This is a genomic window from Corynebacterium jeddahense (assembly GCF_028609865.1).
GTDB lineage: Bacteria > Actinomycetota > Actinomycetes > Mycobacteriales > Mycobacteriaceae > Corynebacterium > Corynebacterium jeddahense.
Window position 1 is genome coordinate 1,162,843 of sequence record NZ_CP063194.1, and the last position, 21,676, is coordinate 1,184,518.

At 68.2% G+C, this 21,676-nt stretch carries 18 protein-coding genes; 14 read left to right on the forward strand and 4 right to left on the reverse strand.

The window, feature by feature from the left end:
- The first annotated feature begins 1 nt into the window (after position 1).
- The 7 genes from gatA (at position 2) to CJEDD_RS05775 (ending at position 7,956) form a co-directional block, all read left to right on the forward strand.
- On the forward strand, positions 2-1,483 hold the full coding sequence (gene gatA, locus CJEDD_RS05745) for an Asp-tRNA(Asn)/Glu-tRNA(Gln) amidotransferase subunit GatA (RefSeq protein ID WP_042407018.1): 1,482 nt from the start codon (positions 2-4) through the stop codon (positions 1,481-1,483).
- Between the two features lie 64 nt (positions 1,484-1,547).
- Positions 1,548-2,768 (forward strand): MFS transporter, encoded by a 1,221-nt coding sequence (locus CJEDD_RS05750; protein WP_232297705.1) that lies wholly within the window; start codon positions 1,548-1,550, stop codon positions 2,766-2,768.
- Between the two features lie 9 nt (positions 2,769-2,777).
- Positions 2,778-3,809: a 6-phosphofructokinase gene (locus tag CJEDD_RS05755; protein ID WP_042407011.1), complete on the forward strand. Its 1,032-nt coding sequence runs from the start codon at positions 2,778-2,780 to the stop codon at positions 3,807-3,809.
- A gap of 12 nt (positions 3,810-3,821) precedes the next feature.
- Positions 3,822-4,346, forward strand: a complete 525-nt coding sequence (locus CJEDD_RS05760) for a mismatch-specific DNA-glycosylase (protein ID WP_042407009.1) — start codon at positions 3,822-3,824, stop codon at positions 4,344-4,346.
- Between the two features lie 25 nt (positions 4,347-4,371).
- Positions 4,372-4,527, forward strand: coding sequence for a hypothetical protein (locus CJEDD_RS05765; protein WP_157034462.1), 156 nt, complete (start codon positions 4,372-4,374; stop codon positions 4,525-4,527).
- A 36-nt stretch (positions 4,528-4,563) separates the two neighbouring features.
- The gene (gene gatB / locus CJEDD_RS05770; protein WP_042407040.1) at positions 4,564-6,066 is read left to right on the forward strand and encodes an Asp-tRNA(Asn)/Glu-tRNA(Gln) amidotransferase subunit GatB; all 1,503 of its coding nucleotides are present in this window, start codon (positions 4,564-4,566) and stop codon (positions 6,064-6,066) included.
- Between the two features lie 132 nt (positions 6,067-6,198).
- Positions 6,199-7,956, forward strand: coding sequence for an IS3 family transposase (locus CJEDD_RS05775; RefSeq protein WP_273657480.1), 1,758 nt, complete (start codon positions 6,199-6,201; stop codon positions 7,954-7,956).
- Between the two features lie 194 nt (positions 7,957-8,150).
- Here CJEDD_RS05775 and CJEDD_RS05780 read toward each other — a convergent pair whose 3' ends face one another.
- Positions 8,151-9,554, reverse strand: a complete 1,404-nt coding sequence (locus tag CJEDD_RS05780) for a YkvI family membrane protein (RefSeq protein ID WP_042407754.1) — start codon at positions 9,552-9,554, stop codon at positions 8,151-8,153.
- 206 nt (positions 9,555-9,760) lie between these two features.
- Between CJEDD_RS05780 and CJEDD_RS05785 the strand changes: the two genes are divergently transcribed.
- On the forward strand, positions 9,761-10,708 hold the full coding sequence (locus CJEDD_RS05785) for a DoxX family protein (protein ID WP_042407752.1): 948 nt from the start codon (positions 9,761-9,763) through the stop codon (positions 10,706-10,708).
- On the opposite strand, the gene ilvD is transcribed toward CJEDD_RS05785, so the two are convergent.
- The gene (gene ilvD, locus CJEDD_RS05790; protein ID WP_042407750.1) at positions 10,705-12,543 is read right to left on the reverse strand and encodes a dihydroxy-acid dehydratase; all 1,839 of its coding nucleotides are present in this window, start codon (positions 12,541-12,543) and stop codon (positions 10,705-10,707) included. The two genes, CJEDD_RS05785 and ilvD, sit on opposite strands and share 4 nt — an antisense overlap.
- A gap of 4 nt (positions 12,544-12,547) precedes the next feature.
- Positions 12,548-13,099, reverse strand: coding sequence for a PH domain-containing protein (locus CJEDD_RS05795; protein ID WP_042407746.1), 552 nt, complete (start codon positions 13,097-13,099; stop codon positions 12,548-12,550).
- Between the two features lie 273 nt (positions 13,100-13,372).
- Here CJEDD_RS05795 and CJEDD_RS05800 point away from each other — a divergent pair, with 273 nt between their 5' ends.
- The 3 genes from CJEDD_RS05800 (at position 13,373) to ilvC (ending at position 16,835) form a co-directional block, all read left to right on the forward strand.
- Positions 13,373-15,220 carry an acetolactate synthase large subunit gene (locus CJEDD_RS05800; protein WP_042407742.1) on the forward strand — a complete coding sequence of 616 codons (1,848 nt, stop codon included), beginning with the start codon at positions 13,373-13,375 and terminating at the stop codon, positions 15,218-15,220.
- Positions 15,221-15,224: 4 nt separating this feature from the next.
- Entirely contained in the window at positions 15,225-15,743 is a 519-nt protein-coding gene (gene ilvN / locus CJEDD_RS05805) for an acetolactate synthase small subunit (protein WP_042407739.1), read from the forward strand.
- 75 nt (positions 15,744-15,818) lie between these two features.
- A complete protein-coding gene (ilvC, locus tag CJEDD_RS05810; RefSeq protein WP_042407758.1) occupies positions 15,819-16,835 on the forward strand; it encodes a ketol-acid reductoisomerase in 1,017 nt (338 codons plus the stop codon).
- Between the two features lie 520 nt (positions 16,836-17,355).
- On the opposite strand, the gene CJEDD_RS05815 is transcribed toward ilvC, so the two are convergent.
- Complete coding sequence (locus CJEDD_RS05815; RefSeq protein WP_042407738.1) at positions 17,356-17,856, reverse strand: hypothetical protein; 501 nt, start codon at positions 17,854-17,856, stop codon at positions 17,356-17,358.
- A 243-nt stretch (positions 17,857-18,099) separates the two neighbouring features.
- On the opposite strand from CJEDD_RS05815, the gene CJEDD_RS05820 reads away from it, so the two are divergent.
- Genes CJEDD_RS05820 through CJEDD_RS05830 form a run of 3 tightly spaced genes read left to right on the forward strand, consistent with a single transcriptional unit; the run spans position 18,100 to position 21,665 of the window.
- On the forward strand, positions 18,100-19,008 hold the full coding sequence (locus tag CJEDD_RS05820; protein ID WP_042407735.1) for a cation diffusion facilitator family transporter: 909 nt from the start codon (positions 18,100-18,102) through the stop codon (positions 19,006-19,008).
- Positions 19,009-19,023: 15 nt separating this feature from the next.
- Entirely contained in the window at positions 19,024-20,808 is a 1,785-nt protein-coding gene (locus CJEDD_RS05825; RefSeq protein ID WP_042407731.1) for a DUF262 domain-containing protein, read from the forward strand.
- Positions 20,793-21,665 carry a hypothetical protein gene (locus tag CJEDD_RS05830; protein WP_052333817.1) on the forward strand — a complete coding sequence of 291 codons (873 nt, stop codon included), beginning with the start codon at positions 20,793-20,795 and terminating at the stop codon, positions 21,663-21,665. The genes CJEDD_RS05825 and CJEDD_RS05830 overlap by 16 nt, the downstream gene beginning before the upstream one ends.
- The last annotated feature ends 11 nt before the right edge of the window (positions 21,666-21,676 follow it).

The following is a 21,676-nucleotide window of genomic DNA, read 5'->3' on the forward strand; positions in this document are numbered from 1 at the left end:
GATGACGCAGTACACGATGCCGGCCGAAGGTCTCGTCGCTAAGCCGGCGCACGAGCTCGCCCGAATGATCCAGTCCGGGGAGGTCACCTCGCGCGAGGTGACGCAGGCGTTCCTCGACCGCATCGCCGAGGTCGACGGCGAGCTCGGCGCGTTCCTCCACGTCGGCGCCGACGAGGCGCTCGCGGCCGCGGACAAGGTCGACGAGCAGGTGAAAAGCGGCGCCGAGCCGGCCTCCGCGCTCGCGGGCGTGCCGCTCGCGCTCAAGGACCTGCTCGTGACCACCGACGCGCCGACGACCGCTGCGTCGAAGATGCTCGAGGGCTACATGAGCCCGTACGACGCGACCGTCGTGAAGCACCTGCGCGACGCCGGCATCCCGATTCTGGGCAAGACGAACCTCGACGAGTTCGCGATGGGTTCCTCCACCGAGAACTCCGCGTACAAGCCGACGAAGAACCCGCACGACCTCGAGCGCGTGCCGGGCGGCTCCGGCGGCGGCACCGCGGCGGCGCTGGCGGCGGGCGAGGCCCCGCTGGGTATCGGCACCGACACCGGCGGCTCGATCCGCCAGCCGGCGTCGCTCACCGGCACCGTCGGCGTGAAGCCGACGTACGGCGGGGTGAGCCGCTACGGCGTCATCGCCTGCGCGTCCTCCCTCGACCAGGTCGGCCCGTGCGCGAACACGGTGCTCGACACGGCGCTGCTGCACGAGATCATCGCCGGTGCGGACGAGTTCGACGCCACGAGCGTCGAGCGCGAGGTGCCGAAGTGCGCCGACGCGGCCCGCGAGGGCGCGTCCGGCGACCTGAGCGGCGTGAAGATCGGCCGCGTGAAGCAGTTCCAGCGCCCCGGCACGCAAGATGGCGTCAACGAGGCGATCGAGAACGCCTACGCGCAGCTCGAACGCCAGGGCGCGGAGCTCGTCGAGGTGGACTGCCCCCACTTCGAGGACGCGATGGGCGCCTACTACCTCATCCAGACCTCCGAGGTGAGCTCGAACCTCGCCCGCTTCGACGGCATGCGCTACGGCCAGCGCGTCGGCGACGACGGCACGCACTCCGCCGAGGAGGTCATGGCCGCCACCCGCGGCGCGGGCTTCGGCGCGGAGGTGAAGCGCCGCATCATCCTGGGCACCTACGCCCTGTCTGTCGGCTACTACGACGCGTACTACCTGCAGGCGCAGCGCGTGCGCGCGCTCATCGCGCAAGACTTCGCGCGTGCCTTCGAGGCCTGCGACGTCATCGCCGCCCCGGCCGTGCCCACCACGGCGTTCAAGCTCGGCGAGAAGGTGGACGACCCGCTGGCGATGTACAACTTCGACCTGTTCACCCTGCCGCTCAACCTCGCCGGCCTGCCCGGCATGTCGGTGCCGGCGGGGGAGGCCTCCGACACCGGGCTGCCGGTGGGCCTGCAGCTCATCGCCCCGGCGTTCGAGGACGCCCGCCTCTACCGCGTGGGTGCCGCGTTTGAAGCCGGCCGTTAACCCCTGGAATACCCTGGCAGCGCTGGCTGCGGGGTATTTTCTTGTCCTGATCGACCAGGGCTTCATGCCCGTGATCACCCCGCTGCTGCCGTACGACGTCGGCGGCGCGGTGTGGCTGACCACCGTCTACCTGCTGTGCACCGTCGCCCCGATGCCGGCGACGGGCCGTCTTGGCGACGCCTTCGGCCAGCGCCGCATCTTCCTCATCGGCCTGGCCATCTATGTCGCCGCGCTCGTGTTCGCGGGCGCATCGTGGTCGTTCCCGTCGCTCGTCGCCGCGCGCGGGTTGCAGGGCCTCGGCGCCGCGGTGTTCCTGCCGCAGGCGTTCGGGCTCATCCCGCGCGTCTTCGCCGCGGACACGCAGGGCCGCGCGTTCGCCGTGTGGGGCGTCATCGGCTCGGTGGCCTCGCTCATCGGCCCGGTCGCCGGGGGCGCGGTCGCCGAGACCGCCGGGTGGCGCGCTGCGTTTTTCGCGCAGGCCGGTCTCGGGGCGGTGGCGCTCGTGGCGGGCCTCGCTGCGCTGCCGCGGCTGCCGCGGGGCAGTTCGCGTATCGACGTCCTCCCGGTCCTCCTCTCCCTCGCCGGCCTCGGGCTCGCGGTCTACGGCATCCAGTTCGGCAGCTGGCTCCCGCTCGTGGCCGGCGCGGCGCTGCTCGCCGCCCTCGTTGCCACCGCGCGCAACGGCGGGGACCACGGCTTCCTCCCGCTCGAGCTCATGCGCCAGCGCACCTTCGCGCTCGGGGCGCTTGGCGTCGCGGCGATGGGCTTCACGGTCGCGTCCATGTTCATCCCGATGATGTACTGGCTGCAGGCCGTCGCTGGCGCGTCGCCGACGGCGTCCGGCGCGATCTCCGCCCCGATGTCCGTCTTCGCGCTCGTGCTCACCCCGGTCGCCGGCTACCTCACGGACCGGCGCGACCCGGGTCGGCTCTGCGCCGCCGGCTTCGCGGTGTGCGCGGCCGGGCTCGCGCTCGCCGTGGCACTCGTGCACGCGGGGGCGGGGGCGTGGTGGTTCACCGCGGTGACCTCGCTGCTCGGCATCGGCGGGGCGTTCGTCTGGGCGCCGAACGCGGCGGTGACCATGGGCGGCATCGCCGAGCGCGACACGGGCGCGGCGTCAGGCCTGTACAACACCGCGCGGCAGGTCGGCAGCGTGCTCGGCGTCGCGCTCGTCGGCAAGGTGCTTGCCTCCGGCGGCATCGAGGCGACGGCCGCCCCATCGCTCACCCTGCCGCTCGCCGCGATGGTCGTCGGCGCGGTGTCGTCGCTGTGGCTTGGGCGCTAGTCTGGGAACATGCGACTTGCCACTTTGACCTCCGGCGGCGATTGCCCCGGCCTCAACGCCGTCATCCGCGGCATCGTCCGCACCGCCAACAAGGAGTACGGCTCGACCGTCGTCGGCTACCGCGACGGCTGGGTGGGGCTCATGGAGGACCGCCGCGTCGACCTCTACGACGACGCGTACATGGACTCCCTCCTCCTGCGCGGCGGCACGGTTCTGGGCACCGGCAGGCTCCACCCGGACAAGTTCAAGGCCGGCATCGACACGATTAAGGCGAACCTCGACGACGCCGGGATCGACGCGCTTATCGCCATCGGCGGCGAGGGCACGCTCAAGGGCGCGAAGTGGCTCTCCGACAACGGCATTCCGGTCGTGGGCGTGCCCAAGACCATTGACAACGACGTCGCCGCCACGAACTACACGTTCGGCTTCGACACCGCGGTCTCCGTGGCTACCGACGCGATCGACCGCCTGCACACCACCGCCGAGTCCCACAACCGCATCCTCATCGTCGAGGTGATGGGGCGCCACGTCGGCTGGATCGCGCTGCACGCGGGCATCGCCGGCGGCGCGCACTACACCGTCATCCCGGAGGAGCCGTTCGACATCGCCGACATCTGCAAGGCCATGGAGCGCCGCTTCCAGATGGGGGAGAAGTACGGCATCATCGTCGTCGCCGAGGGCGCCACGCCGAAGGAGGGCACGATGGACGCGGGCCTCGGCGACGTGGACGAGTTCGGCCACACCACCTTCAACGGGATGGGCCACATCATCGCCGACGAGGTGAAAAAGCGCCTCGGCTACGACGTGCGCACCACCGTCCTCGGCCACATCCAGCGCGGCGGCACCCCGACCGCCTACGACCGCGTGCTGGCCACCCGCTACGGCGTCCACGCCGCCCGCGCCGCGCACGAGGGCAACTTCGACACATGCGTCGCGCTGCACGGCGAGGACATCGAGCTCGTCTCGCTCGAGGACGCCGTTGCGCACCTCAAGTCCGTGCCGGCGGGCCGCTACGCCACGGCGAAGACGATGTTCACCTAGGGGTTCACCCAGTTGCACGACCGCATCCCCGACCCCTGCCGCCTGCTCGTCGTCGGCATCAACCCGGGGCGCCTCACCGAGGAGGTGGACGCCCCGTTCGCGTTCCCCGGCAACCGGTTCTGGCCGGCGCTCGAGGCCGCCGGCATCACCCCGTACCGCGTCCGCGCGAACGAGGGCCTGTCCGCCGAGGACGCGGCAATGCTCGCCGAGCGCGGCATCGGCTTTACCAACCTCGTCAACCGCATGACCCCGCGCGCCTCCGACCTCTCCCGCGCGGAGCTCGTCGAGGGTGGGCGGCGCCTGCGGGACGTCGTCGTCACGCATCGGCCCGGGGCGCTCATGTTCGCCGGGATCGGGGCCTATCGCGATGCCTTTCGACGCCCCAAGGCCACCCGCGGCCTCCAACCCGAGACCATCGAGGGCGTGCCGGTGTGGGTGGTGGGCAACCCGAGCGGGCTCAACGCGCACGAGACGGTGGCCACGCTCGCGGAGAGTTACCGCGAGGTGTGGGAGGCGACTGCGCGGGAGCGGCGGTAGAGCCACACGAGCAGCACCCACAGCGATGCAATTGCTTTGCGACGTCCTGCCGGCCAACCCCGGCGACACATTGTGGGGGACGATCCATGCGGGCAATGGACCGTCGATAGGCAATGCGCTCGCTGTCGGCCGCGAGAAGGTGGCCGCATTTGTGTGGGTGGCACGACGCGGCGAGCTGTAGCGCGGGCGCGCGCGGCGGGGCAGTAGACTGATGCGCATGACTGCGTACGACCTGATGGATTACAGCGAAGTACTGGAAAAGTACGACCCCGTGATGGGCCTTGAGGTGCACGTCGAGCTCGCCACCGAGACGAAGATGTTCTCCACCTCTTCCGCTCACTTCGGCGCCGAGCCGAACACGAACGTCGACCCGGTCTCGCTCGGCCTGCCGGGCGCGCTGCCTGTGGTCAACGCGAAGGGCGTCGAGTGGGCCATCAAGATAGGCCTGGCGCTCAACTGCAAGATCGCGGAATCCTCCCGCTTCGCGCGCAAGAACTACTTCTACCCGGACCAGCCGAAGAACTACCAGATCTCGCAGTACGACGAGCCGATCGCCTACGACGGTTACCTCGACGTCGTGCTCGAGGACGGCACGGAGTGGCGCGTCGAGATCGAGCGCGCCCACATGGAGGAGGACACGGGCAAGCTGACGCACCTTGGGTCGTCGACAGGCCGCATCACCGGCGCCACCGCCTCGCTCGTGGACTGCAACCGCGCGGGCATTCCGCTCATCGAGATCGTGACCAAGCCGATCACCGGCGCCGGCGAGCGCGCCCCCGAGGTGGCCAAGGCCTACGTCGGCGCGCTGCGCGAGCTGGTCAAGGCCCTCGGCGTCTCGGACGCGCGCATGGATCAGGGCAGCATGCGTTGCGACGCGAACGTGTCCCTGCGCCCCATCGGCCAGGAGAAGTTTGGCACCCGCACCGAGACGAAGAACATCAACTCGCTCAAGTCCGTGGAGCAGGCCGTCCGCTTCGAGATGCAGCGCCAGGCCGCCGCGCTGGACAACGGCGAGGCAATCGTCCAGGAGACCCGCCACTACCAGGAAAAGGACGGCACGACGTCGAAGGGCCGCCCGAAGGAGGAGGCCTCCGACTACCGCTACTTCAACGACCCGGACCTGCCGCCCGTGATTGCGAAGCCGGAGTGGGTCGAGGAGATCCGCGCGACGCTGCCGGAGCTGCCGTGGGTGCGCCGCGCACGCATCCAGGAGGAGTGGCAGCTGCCGGAGAAGGAGTTCCGCGACCTGGTCAACGCGGGCGCGCTCGACCTCATCGTGGACACCGTCGAGGCCGGCGCCACCCCGGACGAGGCCCGCGCCTGGTGGGTCAGCTACATCAACGGCAAGGCGAACGAGGCCGGCAAGGACCTCGACGCGCTCGGCGTTACGCCCGCGGATGTGGCCCGCGTGGTCGAGCTGGTCAAGGAGGGCAAGCTGACCACGAAGCTCGGCCGCCAGGCCATCGACGGCGTGATCGGCGGCGAGGGATCCGTGGATGAGGTCGTGGCTGCCCGCGGCCTCGAGGTCGTGCGCGACGACGGCGCCATCGAGAAGGCCGTCGACGAGGCGCTCGCCGCCAACCCGGACATCGTGGAGAAGTACCGCGCGGGCAACACCAAGGTCACCGGCGCCATCGTCGGCGCGGTGATGAAGGCGACGCAGGGCAAGGCCGACCCGGGCCAGGTGAACCAGCTCATCGCGAAGAAGCTCGCCGAGTAGGCGCGCGGGGCTGGTGCGGCGTGTTGCGCAGCCACCCCACCACCCGCAAAACCGGCTACCTAGAACCGGCTACCAACCGTTTTTGGGAGCGCGGACAAAAAGTTGGAGTGTTGGGGGCTGGAAGGTATTCCAATGCCCGCAGGGTTTCCATCTGATATCCGCGATGGTGCGGTTGAGAGGTTTTTGGCTGGGGCGTCTGCCCGTGAGGTCTGCGACTGGGCTGAAGACGTATGTGGTCGCCGACCATCGGTGGACACGGTCGGCAACTGGGTTGCGGCCAAACGCCGCGGCCAGTCCTTTGATGGCACGCGACGCGCCTACGACGCTGAGACCATCGCGAAGGTTGTAGCACGCAGGTTGACCTCGCAGGCGACGGTGCGTGAGATTGCCGTGGAGTTCGATGTCAACGACACCGCAGCACTGACCTGGACGAAGCGGTACTGGCCAGACGATGACGACCGCGATTCGGCAGCGTCGATGACCTTCGACGAGGCGTTTGCGGCGACAATGGAACGCGTGAGCAAACACCGCAAAGTCCAACGCAACCATCAACAGCAGCGAGTCGATGAAGCAGCCGATGCGAAAAGGCCACCCCGGCCAGTCAACGAGTGGCTGCCAGGGCCTGGACCGATAGACGACATCGCTGATTTACCCAGTGACATGGACGAGCTGAAAAAGCTCGTTGTCGAGATGCGCGACCGGGAAACAGTCAAAGACGCCATTATCCAAGTGCTCATGAGCGACGGTGAGCCGCAGGGAAAAGGCAACGTCCGTGGCGGTGAGTCGCGGGGAAAAGACGACGTCCGTGACGGGGAACTGTCCACCGCGGCGAAAGCCGCAGTGGTGGTTGCCCTCACGGACGCCCACGGGTTTTCCATCGCCAAAGCATGCGCGGTTGTCGGGATTGCGCAGTCGACGTTTTACTACCACCGACACACCCACACGAAGGTGGTGCACCAGCGCGAACAGCGCCGCGCTGCACTCAAACCGCTGATCTTGCAGGCAGCAGCCGAATCCGGGCAAAGCTACGGCTACCGGCGCATCCACGCCTGGCTGAAGATCATGGGGCATACAGTGTCGGAAAAGATCGTGCGTACCCTCATGGAAGAGCTTGGGTGCCGCCCGCCGGCGAAAGCGTCGGGCAAATACTCCTCCTACACCGGTGAAACCGACCACAAACCCGCGAACCTGCTGCTGATCGCCCCAACCGACAACAGTGACGATGATGGGGATGCGGATGTGGATGTGGCCCGGCCGGTTGTTGCACCGTCGCAGTACTTCATCGACCACGCCGACGCTCAGGGGCTGACCCACGATTTCCACGCGGATGCCCCGTGGGAGAAAATCGGCACCGACGTCACCGAAATCCACTGCCCAGACGGCAAATTGTTTCTGTCGGCAGCGATCGATTTCTACGACGGGATGCCGATTGCGGTGACCATGTCAACATCACCGAACCACGACTTGGTCGCCGAGATGATCGCGCGAATCGACGAGGTAAAACCCGACGAGGCACAACCGATCATCCATTCCGATCGTGGTGGGCTCTACCGCAGTGAACGCTGGGTCAGTCTGATTACCGACCACACCCACAACATCTTGGATTGCCCCGACTGCCAGGCCGATACATGGTGCGGCAACCGGTGGCGATACATCCCGTCACTGTCGCGCAAAGCCACCAGCGGCGACAACGCGCGCACCGAAGGCTTCTTCGGCACGATGAAACAAGAACTGCTCAAAGGCAGGCCTGTGGTGTCGACGATGACGGTGGCGCAAATGCGCGACTATATTGATTCCTACATCGACTTCTACATCAACACACGATTGAAGTCGACACTCGGCGAGGGCTACACCACCATCGCCGAGCACCGCAAGGCACTGAGTGCATAACAACGAGACAAAGTCCCCCAAAACGCACTCCAACAAAAAGACCGCATCCCCTTTTGGCGTGGTAGCCGGTTCGAGGTAGCCGGTTTTGGCTCGTGGGCACGGGCGTTGGGGGGCGGGCCGCCACCGGAACGCGCGAACGCCCCCGCGGCCGGGAGGGGCGGCGGGGGCGCTGTGCGTCGTCGAGAAGCGGATGCCTACTTCGTCTCGGGCTTGATCGCGGGGAACTCGCCCGTCTTGTACATCTCGTCGTAGGCCTTCCAGGCGATCTCGTCGCCCGGGGTGTCGGGGGCGCCGGCGTAGGCCTTCGACTCGGGGTCGAGCGCGGGGACATCCTTGAGGCTGAAGTCGCTGGACGAGTCGGCGTCGAGGTCGGCGGCGACCTCCTCCTGCACCGACTGCCACAGCTCCTGGTCGGCGACGTGGGAGTCGGAGGTGAGCTCCTCGACCTCGGCGCGCTCGGCGCGGGTGAGGTCGGCGGAATCCGGGTCGAGCTGCGTCTCGGCAAGCTCGGCGAGACGCTCGCGGCGGCCGGTCTCGTCCTTGATGTTCTCGCGGTCGCGGAACCAGGCGGCCCCCATGACCACGGCGAGGATGAGGCCCAGGTAGCCGAGCAGCGGATACACCCAGCCGACGAGGTCCGCGAAGCCGATGAAGGACAGCGCGAAGCCGACGAGTACGGCGACGAAGTAGTAGGCGCGGAACTTCGCCGGCTTGTCGTGGCTGAGGCGGCGGCCGAGCGCGTAGAACAGGCCGACGGCGGTGTTGTAGATCATCAGGTAGATGACGATGGAGACGAACACGCCAACCGCCGGGTGCATGCTGTCAAACACCTTGAGCAGCGGCATATCGGAGCCCATGATGTCCTCCATGTTCATGAAGAGGATGAACGTGAGGATCATGAGCAGCACGGCGAAGATGATGCCGCCGAGCAGCCCGCCCCTGCCGGCCTGCGCCGGGTTCATGTGGGAGCCGGCGAAGACGAGCATCATGGAGGTGTCCATGATCATCACCAGCGTGGCGTAGTTCAGCGCGGTGATGAGCCAGTTGTTGAACGTGCCGGTCGCGTGCGGGTTTTGTTGCGCGAGGTCGTTGAGGTGGCTGAAGTCGTCCGGCATGTTCATGAGCGTGATCACGAACGCGCCGAGCAGGCAGAGGATGAGCAGCGGGGTGATGAACGAGATGACGTTGGTCAGCTTGTCGATGTCCAGGAGGCCGGACAGCAACAGCAGCACCACCATGATGACGGAGCCGACCCAGGTGGGGGCGCCGAACTGCTGCTCGAGGTTGGAGCCCGCGCCGGCGATCATGACAAAGCCGATGCAGAACAGCGTGAGCATCGTGGTGACGTCCATGTACTTGGCCACCCACGGGCGGGTGACGCTGCGGAAGACAGCGCTGTGGTCGTCCGCCAGGTAGTAGGACCCGAGCTGGTAGACCCAGCCGCTGAACACGGCGATGGTGAGGCCGGCGATCGCGACGCCGAGGACGCCCCAGTAGCCGAACGAAAGGAAGTACTGGATGACTTCCTGGCCCGACGCGAAGCCAGCGCCGACCGTGAGGCCAACGAGCGCGAGGGCCACTTTCCAGGTTTTACCCATAATTTTCCTTACGAAAGTCAATGAGAAAGAGCGCAACCAAAAGTAACAGCATTATCCGGGCATTGCTAACCGACGCCTCCGGCAACCGCGCCGAAACACCCCGCCGAAACACCGCGCCGAAACACCCCAGCACACGGCGATGTTTTGGGCCCCGTGCACGGCGAGTTGGCAGTGGTTGGGCAGACGTTTCGCATAGATTGTGAGGCATGGCTACCAACCCACGCGATCTCACACCCGACGAGCTGCACAACCTGGACGACCTGAACACCCCGGACGTGCCCGAGTACACCGGCGGCGACGCCCCCGCCTCCGACGGCCTGTACACCCGCGCCGGCAAGGCCGCCCCGACAGAAATCTTCCCCCGCTCCAAGAAGAAAGGCACCGTGGAGGAGGTGCACATCGCCGCGAACCCCGCGACGAAGCAGACCGGCCCGCTCATCCCGTCCGCGCCCGCGCGCGAAACGGCGGAGCCCGCCACTGAGGTGACGGAGCCGGCCACGACCGCGTTCGAGACCGCCGCCGTCAACCGCGAGCCGGAGTACATCCCGCCGGCGGAGCCCGCCTACGTCGAGCCGGTGGAGACCGTCGAGCCGGCATACGTGGAGGAGAACGTCGAACCCGTCGCGGTGGAGGAGGAGACCCGCCGCGGCACCACCGACCTCGGCCTGTTCCTGCTGCGCCTGTTCCTCGCCGCGTACCTCATCATTGATTCGGTGGGCGTGTTCTTCCGCCTCGGCGGCAACGAGGGCATCTCCGGCCTCGAGGACGCCTACGCTGGCTACCCGTATGGCAACGGCCTCGCGGTCGTCGTGCCCACCCTCGAGCTGGCCGCCGGCGTGTTCCTCGTGCTCGGTCTGCTTACCCCGGTCGCCGCGGCGGTCGCGGTCGCGGTCACCGGTTTTATGGCGCTGCACGCGTTTACCGCTGCGGGAAGCGAGTACAACGTTTTCGCGTGGAGCGCGGAGACGTGGGTGCCGGTGATGCTGCTCGCCGCCTCGCTCGCGGTGCAGTTCACCGGCCCGGGCCGCTACGGCATCGACGCTTCGCGCGGCTGGGCAAAGCGCCCGCTGGTCTCGAGCTGGATCTGCGCCCTCATCGGCCTGGCCGCAGCCGGGCTGATGTGGTGGTTCGGCACCGAGATCAACCCGTTCTAGTCCACCTTGCGCACCGCGCCCTTGTCGGCGCTGGTGGCCATGGAAGCGTAGGCGCGGAGGGCCTTCGACACCTCTCGGACGCGGTTCGGCGTCCACGGGTGCTCGGAGGCCTCCATTGCTTCCCGGCGGCGGGCGAGTTCGGCCTCTGGGACGTCGAGACGCAACTCGCGATTGGACACGGAGATAGCGATCGTGTCGCCGTCCTCGATGAGCCCGATGAGCCCGCCGTGCGCGGCCTCGGGGGAGATGTGGCCGATGGACAGGCCGGACGTGCCACCGGAGAAGCGGCCGTCGGTGATCAGCGCGCACTTCTTGCCCAGGCCCGCGCCCTTGAGGAACGAGGTGGGGTGGAGCATCTCCTGCATGCCCGGGCCGCCCGCGGGGCCCTCGTAGCGGATGACCACGACCTCGCCCTCGAGCACCTCGCGGTTGAGGATCATGGAGACCGCCTGCTCCTGCGAGTCGACGACGTGCGCCGGGCCGGAGAACTCCCACAGCCCCTCCTCGACGCCGGCGGTTTTCAGGATCGCGCCGTCCGGGGCGAGGTTGCCGCGCAGGACGACGAGGCCGCCGTCGGACGTGAACGGGTGCTCGACGTCGTGAATGACGCCGTTCTTCGCGTCGGTGTCCAGCTCCGACCAGCGCGCGGACTGGGAGAACGCCTTCGTGGTGCGCTCGCCGCCGGGCGCGGCGTGGTAGAGCTCGAGCGCGTCGTCCGTCGCGCTGCCGCCGCGGATGTCCCAGTCGGCGAGCCAGGCGTCGAGTGACGGGTAGGCGACCGAATGGACGTCGTTATGCAAAAGCCCCGCGCGGTTGAGCTCGCCGAGGATGGCGGGGATGCCGCCGGCGCGGTGGACGTCCTCGACGTGTGCCTCGCCGTTCGGGGCGACCTTGGACAGGCACGGGATCTGGTGCGACAGCTCGTCGATGTCGGTGAGGTCGAAGTCGATCTCCCCCTCCTGCGCCGCGGCGAGGATGTGCAGGATCGTGTTCGTGGACCCGCCCATGGCCATGTCGAGAGACATGGCGTTGCGGAACGCGTGCTCGTTGGCCACGTTGCGCGGCAGCACCGACTCGTCGCCCTGGCCGTAGTAGCGCTCGCACAGCTCCATGACGGTGCGGCCGGCGCGCTCGAACAGCTCGCGGCGCGCGGTGTGCGTGGCCAGGGTCGTGCCGTTGCCGGGCAGCGACAGGCCGAGCGCCTCGGTGAGGCAGTTCATCGAGTTCGCGGTGAACATGCCGGAGCAGGACCCGCAGGTGGGGCAGGCGTTGTTCGCGATGTCGTCGAGCTGGGTGTCGGTGACGTCGTCGTTCGCGGACAGCGCGATCGCGTCGATGAGGTCCGACTTCGGCTTGGTCACCCCGCCGACGGAGAACGCCTTGCCGGCCTCCATCGGGCCGCCGGAGACGAACACGGCGGGGATATTCAGGCGCATCGCGGCGTTGAGCATGCCCGGGGTGATCTTGTCGCAGTTGGAGATGCACACCATCGCGTCGGCGGTGTGCGCGTTGACCATGTACTCCACCGAGTCGGTGATGATCTCGCGCGACGGCAGCGAGTAGAGCATGCCGGAGTGACCCATGGCGATGCCGTCGTCGACCGCGATCGTGTTGAACTCCTTCGGCACACCCCCGGCCGCGCGCACCGCGTCGGCAACGATCTCGCCGACTTCCTTGAGGTGCACGTGGCCCGGGACGAACTGCGTGTACGAGTTCACAATTGCCACGATGGGCTTGCCAAAGTCGTTTTCTCCGGTGCCGGTGGCGCGCCACAGCGCGCGGGCTCCCGCCGCCTGACGTCCGACTGTGGTGACGCGTGAGCGCAAGGGGATCACGGTGCTACTCCTTTACTCTGGGCTGTTGCGTATCGACGACCTCCGGCCGCGGCCCCGGCAAATCCGGGTGCTCGGCGACGTAGGCGTCGTACTCGTCCCGGTTCATGAGGACGCGGTAGCCCTCCTTGTCGATGACCTCGTACTTGCCGTCCGCCGCCGCCTGCGCGGAGGTGATCACGTCCGTGATGCGCCCGCCGGACGCCTCCGCCAGCGCTGGGATGTCGTTGAAGGTCACGCCCGGCAGCGGGTGCTCGGCGCCGTCGGCGGCGACGGCGCGCACCGAGGAGCCCTTGAACGCGAGACCTTTGAGGTCGCGCCAGGGCAGCGAGACGTTCTTGCGGAACAGGTACTTCGCGGTGATGCCGCGGGCGTCCACCGTCGTCGAGGCGGTGAGCACCCACGCGAGCCAGAGCGCGGGGAAGATGAGCAGCCAGGCGAGGTACTGCGGCGCCCACATGATGCCCATGAGCGCGATGCCGGTGGCCACGACGATCGCGAGGATGTGCTCGCGGGTCGGGGTAAAGGCGTGCGGCGTGCGCTCGGGCTTATCGGTCATAGTTCGGCATGCTAGTCACCCTTGGGGCGTCGATACGCAATCGCCCTGAGGAAAAGATTCATGAATAAAAACCCGCGCCCGGCGCGGGGCGGGGTTAGGCTAACGGGCGTGATCAACCAGCGACTCGTCATTCTCGTACCCTCTCGGCGCTTGCCGTAGCGGGATCGTTTGACACGCCGCATACGAAGCGCCTCGAGAGCACACGCTCCGCGGGCGCTTTTTTAGTTGCTTGATCGCGACACGTTGGATTCGAACTAGCAAGGAGCCTCTACCGTGGCAGCTTCACAACACGCCCCAACACACGAGGAGAGCGGGCACGAGCGGATCACCGGCGCGGACGCCGTAGTCCGCAGCCTCGAAGCACTGGGCACGGAGATCGTCTTCGGACTCCCCGGCGGGGCGGTGCTGCCGCTCTACGATGCGCTCTTCCGGGCCGAGCACCTGCGCCACGTCCTCGTGCGGCACGAGCAGGGCGCGGGCCACGCGGCGGAGGGCTACGCCGTGGCCTCCGGCAAGGTCGGCGTGTGCATCGCGACCTCGGGGCCCGGGGCGACGAACCTGGTGACGGCGATCGCGGACGCGTACCTCGACTCCGTGCCGATGGTGGCGATCACGGGCCAGGTCGGCTCGTCGCTGCTGGGCACGGACGCGTTCCAGGAAGCGGACATCCGCGGTATCACGATGCCGATTACGAAGCACAACTTCATGGTCACCCGCGCAGAGGACGTCCCGGCGGCGATTGCCGCGGCGTTCCACATCGCCTCGACCGGCCGGCCCGGCCCGGTGCTCGTGGACATCCCGAAGGACGTCCAAAACGCGGAGATCGAATTCGTCTGGCCGCCGGAAGTCGACCTCCCCGGCTACAAGCCCAACACCAAGCCGCACAGCCGGCAGATCGCGCAGGCGGCGGAGATGATCTCGCAGGCGCAGCGCCCGGTGCTCTACATCGGCGGCGGCGTGGTGAAGGCCGGGGCCGCCAACGAGCTCGCCGAGTTCGTCGACGCGACCGGCATCCCCGTGGCCACCACGCTCATGGCGCTCGGCGCGTTCCCGCAGTCGCACCCCCTCTACCTGGGCATGCCGGGCATGCACGGCACGGTGCCCGCGGTCGGCGCGTTCCAGGAGGCGGACCTGCTTATCGCGATCGGCACGCGTTTCGACGACCGCGTCACCGGCGACACCGACTCCTTCGCGCCCTACGCGAAAGTCATCCACGCCGACATCGACCCGGCCGAGATCGGCAAGATCCGCCCCGTCGACGTGCCGATCGTCGGCGACGCGAAGCGGGTGCTCTCCGCACTCACTGACGCGTTCACCTCGTCGGGGCGCGCGAAGCCGCCCCAGATCGGGCCGTGGCTCGAGCGGCTCACCGGGCTCAAGGAGCGCTTCCCGCGCGGCTACGACGAGCACGCGGACGGCACCCTCGCCCCGCAGTACGTGCTGGAGACCCTGTCCAAGGAGGCCGGCCCGGACGCGGTCTACGTCTCCGGCGTGGGGCAGCACCAGATGTGGGCGGCGCAGTTCATCGATTACGAAAAGCCCCGGCACTGGATCAACTCCGGCGGCGCGGGCACGATGGGCTATGCCATCCCGGCGGCGGTGGGCGCGAAGGCCGCGCTGCCGGATACGGAGGTATGGGCCATCGACGGCGACGGCTGCTTCCAGATGACCAACCAGGAAATCACCACCGCCGCCCTCGAGGGCTTCCCCATCAAGGTCGCCCTGATCAACAACGGAAACCTGGGTATGGTGCGCCAGTGGCAGACCCTGTTCTACGAGGGCAACTACTCGCACACGAAGCTGGGCGGGGAGGTCTACGTGCCCGACTTTGTGAAGCTGTCGGAGGCCCTCGGCGCTGTCTCGTTCCGCGTGACCACCAAGGACGAGGTGCTACCCGCCATCCAGCGCGCCCGCGAGATCAACGACCGCCCCGTGGTCATCGAGTTCGTCGTGGGGGAGGACGCGCAGGTCTGGCCGATGATCGCCGCCGGGTCCTCGAACTCGGACATCCAGTACGCGCGCGGCATGCGCCCGTTCTTCGGCGAGGAGGAGTCGGCCGCCGAATCCCCGCAGTCCATCAACGACACGCTCGACGCACTCGATGCACAGGAGGGCAACTAACACCATGGCTCAGCCACAAGACATCTCCCGCCACACGTTGTCGGTGCTCGTCGATGACGTCGACGGCATCATCACCCGCGTCACCGCGCTGTTCACGCGGCGCGGCTACAACCTGGTTTCGCTCGTCTCCGCGAAGACGGCCACCGAGGGCATCAACCGGCTCACCGTCGTCGTCGACGCGAGTGAGCACGCCGTCGAGCAGATCGTCAAGCAGCTGTACAAGCTCATCCAGGTGCACAAGGTGCTCGAGCTTGACGACGATTCGACCGTCGGCCGCCAGCTGCTCCTAGTGAAGGTCGACGCCGACAACACGACGAGGCCACAGGTCGTCGACGCGGCGAACCTGTTCCGAGCCCGTGTCATCGACGTGGCGGTGGACTCCGTCGTCATCGAGGCCACCGGCACGTCGGCGAAGCTCAAGGCGTTCCTCGAAGTGATGGACTCCTTCGGCATCCGCGAGCTGGTGCGCTCCGGCACGGTCGCGCTCTCGCGCGGCCCGAAGACGATGGCACCCGCCGACTAATCCCCAATCCCCGAGGCGGTTGTGTCATAATGTGAAATGACCGTCTCACAATATGAAGAAAGTGACGTGAACACCATGGCAATCGATGTGCTGTACGACAAGGACGCCGACCTCTCCCTGATCCAGGGCAAGAAGGTGGCTGTCATCGGATACGGGTCCCAGGGTCACGCCCACGCCCAGAACCTCCGCGAGTCTGGCGTCGAGGTGGTCATCGGCCTGCGCGATGGGTCCAAGTCCGCCGACAAGGCCCGCGAGGCCGGCTTCGAGGTGAAGTCGAACGCGGAGGCCTCGAAGTGGGCCGACGTGATCATGCTGCTCGCCCCCGACACCTCCCAGGCGAAGATCTTCACCGAGGACATCGAGCCGAACCTCAACGACGGCGACGCGCTGTTCTTCGGGCACGGCCTGAACATCCACTTCGGCCTGATCAAGCCGGCGGAGAACATCACCGTCGCCATGGTCGCCCCGAAGGGTCCGGGCCACCTCGTGCGCCGCACCTTCGCGGACGGTAAGGGCGTGCCCTGCCTCATCGCGGTGGAGCAGGACCCGCAGGGCAACGGCCGCGACCTCGCGCTGTCCTACGCCGCGGCGATCGGCGGCGCACGCGCCGGCGTCATCCCGACGACGTTCGAGGCCGAGACCGTCACCGACCTGTTCGGCGAGCAGGCCGTGCTCTGCGGCGGCCTGGAGTACCTGATCATGAACGGCTTCGAGGTGCTCGTCGAGGCGGGCTACGAGCCGGAGATGGCGTACTTCGAGTGCCTCCACGAGATGAAGCTGATCGTCGACCTCATCTACGAAGGCGGCATCGCGAACATGAACTACTCCGTGTCCGACACCGCCGAGTTCGGCGGCTACCTCTCCGGCCCACGCGTCATCGACGAGGGCGCGAAGAACCGCATGCGCGACATCCTCAAGGACATCCAGGATGGCTCCTTCACCAAGCGCCTCGTCGCCAACGTTGAGGGCGGCAACAAGGAGCTCGAGGGCCTGCGCGACACCATCGCCCAGCACCCGATCGAGAAGACCGGCGCCGAGCTCCGCGACATGATGTCGTGGGTCAAGAACCCCCTGACCGACACCGCGCGCTAGTCGCCTTCGCGCTCGCCGCGTTTTCGCCCCGCCCCGGATTCCGGCGGCGGGGCGTTGTCGTGTTCGCGGCCGTTCGATCCGCCCGTGCCGCCTCCCGGGCAAGAATCCAGCTGGTAAGACCCAGCTTTTCGCGCTCCAGGAGCCGATTGGCTGGATCTTGGTAGCTGGAAACAGCGCCGGGGTCCGTTCGGAGGTGGGCTGCGGGGCGAGGTGCGCCGGCGTGACGACGCCTCCGGCAAGCCAGACCTTGACAAGAGCGAGACGCGTCCGCACGGATCAGCCGACCAGGCCCCGCCGCCTTCCGGGCAAGAATCCAGCTGGTAAGATCCAGCTTTTCGCCCTCCAGGAGCCGATTGGCTGGGTCTTGGTAGCTGGAAACAGCGCCGGGGCGTGGGGAGAGGCGACCTGCGCGCCCCGCAAGACGCGAGAAACCCCGCACCCGGTAAGTGGGTGCGGGGTAAAACGCGACGGGCGCGGGAAGCGCCGCGAACGCGAGTAGCGCCGCGAGCGCGACGAGCGACTAGTTGGTCTTCGGCGCGAGGGTGTCGGTGACCTCGGAGACGACCTCGGTCTGGGTGACGGTGTCGTCAGCGCCGGAAGTGGCGGTGCCGTTGGTACCGGTGCCGTCGACCGTGGTGGTCTCGGAGACGATCTCGGTTGCGGCGGTGGTGGTGGAGGTGACCACGTCGCCGTCGTTGTCGTCGTTGTTGGAGAAGAGCTCCCACAGCAGCCACAGCAGCAGCAGGGCGACGAGGATGCCGATCAGCCACTTCCACCAGCCGCCGCCGTTGTTGCCCTCCTCGGTCACAGCGGTGGAGCCAGCAGTCGTGCGGGCCGGGGTCGTGGTGGTGGTGCGCTCCGGGGTGGTGCGCTCAACGTGCGCGTCCTTGTGGTGGAGCTTGTCGTGCTCGGCGCGGAGCTTGTCCTGCTCGGCGTGCAGCTTGTCGTGAGCCTTGCCGGAGAAATCCTTTGCGGCGTCCTTCGCGTTGCGCTTCGGGTCGTTCGGGTTCGCGGTGGTCATAATAAATTCCTTTCGTGCTAACTCTGGAGCTGGCATCTCGTTCGCGAGCGACGCGGGGAGATTGCCAGCATCCTCGGTGAACAGTCGCCCACTCTAACAAACATTCGCAACGTGCCGCGGAAGGCTCGTGTCAAGGGATGTCGCGAATTTCACCATTTCCCCTTGTGGGTGATGTCGTCGACGCCGCGTGGAACGATTTTCAATAAGTTGTCGTTAAGGTTTTCGACGCATACAGTCGGTCGTATGAAAGGGAACCACATGCACAGCCACGACCACTCGCACACCGACGGCGCGCCGCTGCGCGCCCTCGTCGCCGCCCTCGCGGTCACGGCGACGGTGTTCGTGGCGGAGCTCGTCGGCGGGTGGCTCACCGGCTCGATGGCGCTGCTCGCCGACGCGATGCACATGCTTTCCGACGCCGCGGGTCTGGTCATCGCCGTCCTCGCGATCGTCATCGGGAAACGGGCGGCGTCGCCGACCGCAACGTACGGCTACCGGCGCGTCGAGGTGCTCGCCGCGCTGCTCAACGCCGCGACGGTGCTCGCGATCTCCATGTGGATCGTGGTGGAGGCGGTCGGCCGGATCCGCAACCCGCAGCCGGTGGAGACGGGGCCGATGATGGTCATCGCCGTCATCGGACTCGTGGCCAACGCGGCGTCGGCGTGGGTGCTGGCCCGCGAGCGCAGCGACTCGATCAACGTCGAGGGCGCCTACCTCCACGTGCTCGTGGACATGTTCGGCTCGCTCGCGGTCCTCGCGGCCGGCGCCGTCATCGCGCTCACCGGGTTCGAGAGGGCGGACGTCGTCGCCTCGCTCGTCATCGCCGCCCTCGTGCTCCCGCGGGCGTGGCAGCTGCTCGTCCGCTCCACCAAAGTCGTGCTCGAGCACGTGCCGGGCGGATTCGATGCCGCGGCGGTGGATCCGGCAATCCGCGGGGTGGGCGGAGTCGTCGATACGCACGACCTGCATCTGTGGTCCCTGGATGGAGTGCACGTCATTGCTACGGTGCACGTCGTGCCTGCGGCGGGGGCGGACCGCGACCGGGTGCTCGACGGCGTCCAGGACGCCCTGCACCAGCTGGGCGTGGAGCACGCGACGGTGCAGATCGAGCCGCCGGGGCACATCGGCCACGAGACCGTCTGCGAAATCTGATCTACCCTTGATGGCATGGGCTTTACCACGCCGAGCTACTCGCTGAAGGACCTGTTCTCCCGCGCCGAACGCGGGGAGCTGCAGCTGCCGGATTTCCAGCGCTCCTACACGTGGGACGTCGACCGGATCCGCACCTTGGTCACGTCTGTGCTGCGTGGCTACCCGGTCGGGTCGTTCCTCGCGCTGGACACGCGCAACACCCCGCAGCGCTTCCGGCCACGCCCGCTCGAGGGCATCGCCGCGGAGGGCGTCGAGCCGGGGCTGTTGCTTCTCGACGGCCAGCAGCGCCTCACCTCGCTCTTCCACGCGTTCAAGGGCGACGGGGAAGTGGTGACGGTGGACTACCTCGGCCGCCCGATTCGGCGGCGCTTCATGGTCGACGTCCGCGCGGCCGTCTCCGCGGACCCGATGCCGGTCGAGGCCCTCTTCGCCGTCGACCCGGACGGTGTCGTGCGCTCCCACTTCGGCCCGGACGTGCAGGGCGCGCTGGCGACGCGGGAGGACTTCATTGCAAACGGCGTCATCCCCGTCAGCGCACTGCTGTGGCGCGAGGGTAACGACCTGCTCGTCGACATGGCTGCAAGCGGCGACGAGGAGCTGCGCGACGCGGCCAAGCGCTTTATCAACCAGGTCATGCGCTACCTTCCCGCGTACGACGTGCCGGTTGTGCGCATCGACCGTGACACGACGCAGGCGGGCGTGGGGCAGATCTTCGCCTTCGCCAACTCCGCCGGCGTGCAGATGGACGTGTTTGAACTGCTCACCGCCATGTTCGCGGCGGAGGACCCGGACTTCGCGCTCGCGAAGCACTGGGCGGGCGTGGAGCGGCGGCTGCGCGAGTACCCCGTGCTTGAAAGCGTCGGGCGCGTGGAGTTCCTCCGCGGCCTGTCGCTGCTGCTCACCAGTCGCCGCGGCCCAGCGCTCGGCCACCGCGGCGACATCTTAAACATCTCGCTGCAGGAGTACCTCGCGCACGCCGGCGAGATGTGCGACGGGTTCATTGCCGCCGCGACGTTCCTCGGCGAGCGCCGCGTCGTCGCCGCCGAGCAGGTGCCGTACCCGGCGCAGCTCGTGCCGCTCGCGGTCGTGCTCGCCCGCCTCGCGGAGCAGCCCGGCGCGCTCGAGGACACCGGGGCGGCAGACCGGCTCAACCGCTGGTTCTGGTCGGGCGTGTTCGGCGAGCTCTACGGCGCGCACGCCCCGACGATCCGGATCGGGCTCGACGTCACCGAGGTCACGCCGTGGGTGCGCGGGGAGGCGGCCCACGAGCCGCGCACCGTGGCGGACGCGCGCTTCCACGAGTCGCGCCTGCTCACGGCCGGGCCCGACAGCGGCGTCTACCGCGGCCTGTACTCGCTGCTCATGGCGCGCGGGGCGCGGGACTGGCGCACCGGCGAGCTGTTCACCCAGGAGACGGATGAGCAGCTGCGCCCCCGGTTCCACCTCGTCTTCCCGCGCGAGTTTCTCGACGTCCGAGGGGTGGACCCGCAGCTCGCCGAGTCCGTGCTCAACCACACGCCGATGGGGCAGCGCACCGAGGTGGTCATCGAGCGCAACGAGCCGAAGCGCTACCTGCCGCGCCTGCAGTCGAAGTCGCTGCTCGAGGACGACGAGTTCGACGCGATGCTCGCCGGCCACGAGATGGACCCGGACCTGCTCATGGCCTCCGACTGGGAGGGCTTCATCGCGGACCGCCGGACGCGGTTCGTCGGCATGATCGAGTACGCGATGGGCCGCGAGGCGGTGCGCGACTGGGACGCGCCGGACGTGCAGGCGCACGAAGAATGCGGCGAAGCGTAGGGCGCCGGGTCGCCGCGGCGCTTGCGTGCGCGGCGCTCGGGGTATCGGTCGCGTCGCTGTCCGGTTGCGCGCAGCAGGCGCAGCTCGGCCCGCTCGAACGGGCGCGCAGTGTCAACCAGTCCAAGCACGTCGCGGCGCAGTTCGCGGACACGCCGCAGGTGCTCGACGACCCGCTGGGCATCGAGACGACCAAGCTGTTCTTCCCGAAGTCGGAGACGCTCGTGCTGTGCGACGACACGGTGGAGGCCCAGCTGCGCGCGGCGTCTATCGCCGTGGCCACGAACGCGCCGATGATGGTCTACAACCCGGCGACGCACGGCGAGTACGTGCGCATGATCGCGGACATGCATACCGTGACCGTGCTCACCGTCGGCAACGTGTCGGTGGCCCCGGCGACCGGCGTGGTGCGAGTGCAGCGCGACCCGGGCGGGCTGCGCGCGCTGGGGGACATGACGGCGCTGCGCTTCCAGGAGAAGAAGGTGCAGGAGCCGGCCTCTGCGGTGCGCGAGATCGCCGCGCTGCGGCAGCGCACCCCGACGTGGCTGCGCGCCGCGTGGGGCGACCCGGCGGTGCTGCCGGGCGCGGTGGCCAAGCCGTTTCCCATCCAGTCCCGCCGCGACGCGAACATGGCGCCGCAGGTGGTGGCCACGTGGGACTCCTCCATCGCTTCCGTGGCCAACGCGCGCAGCTACGGGGCGAAGGTCGAGGTCGTGCCGCTGCCGGATCCGCGGCGCTCCGAGGAGACCCTCTTCGCCATGGCGGGCCTGTCGGACCACCCGCTCGTGGCGCTGGGCAAGCAGTTCGGCACGTCGGCGCAGCTCGCGGGCCGAATCCGCCAGGCGGAGCGCAACCGTTAAGATAACTCGCG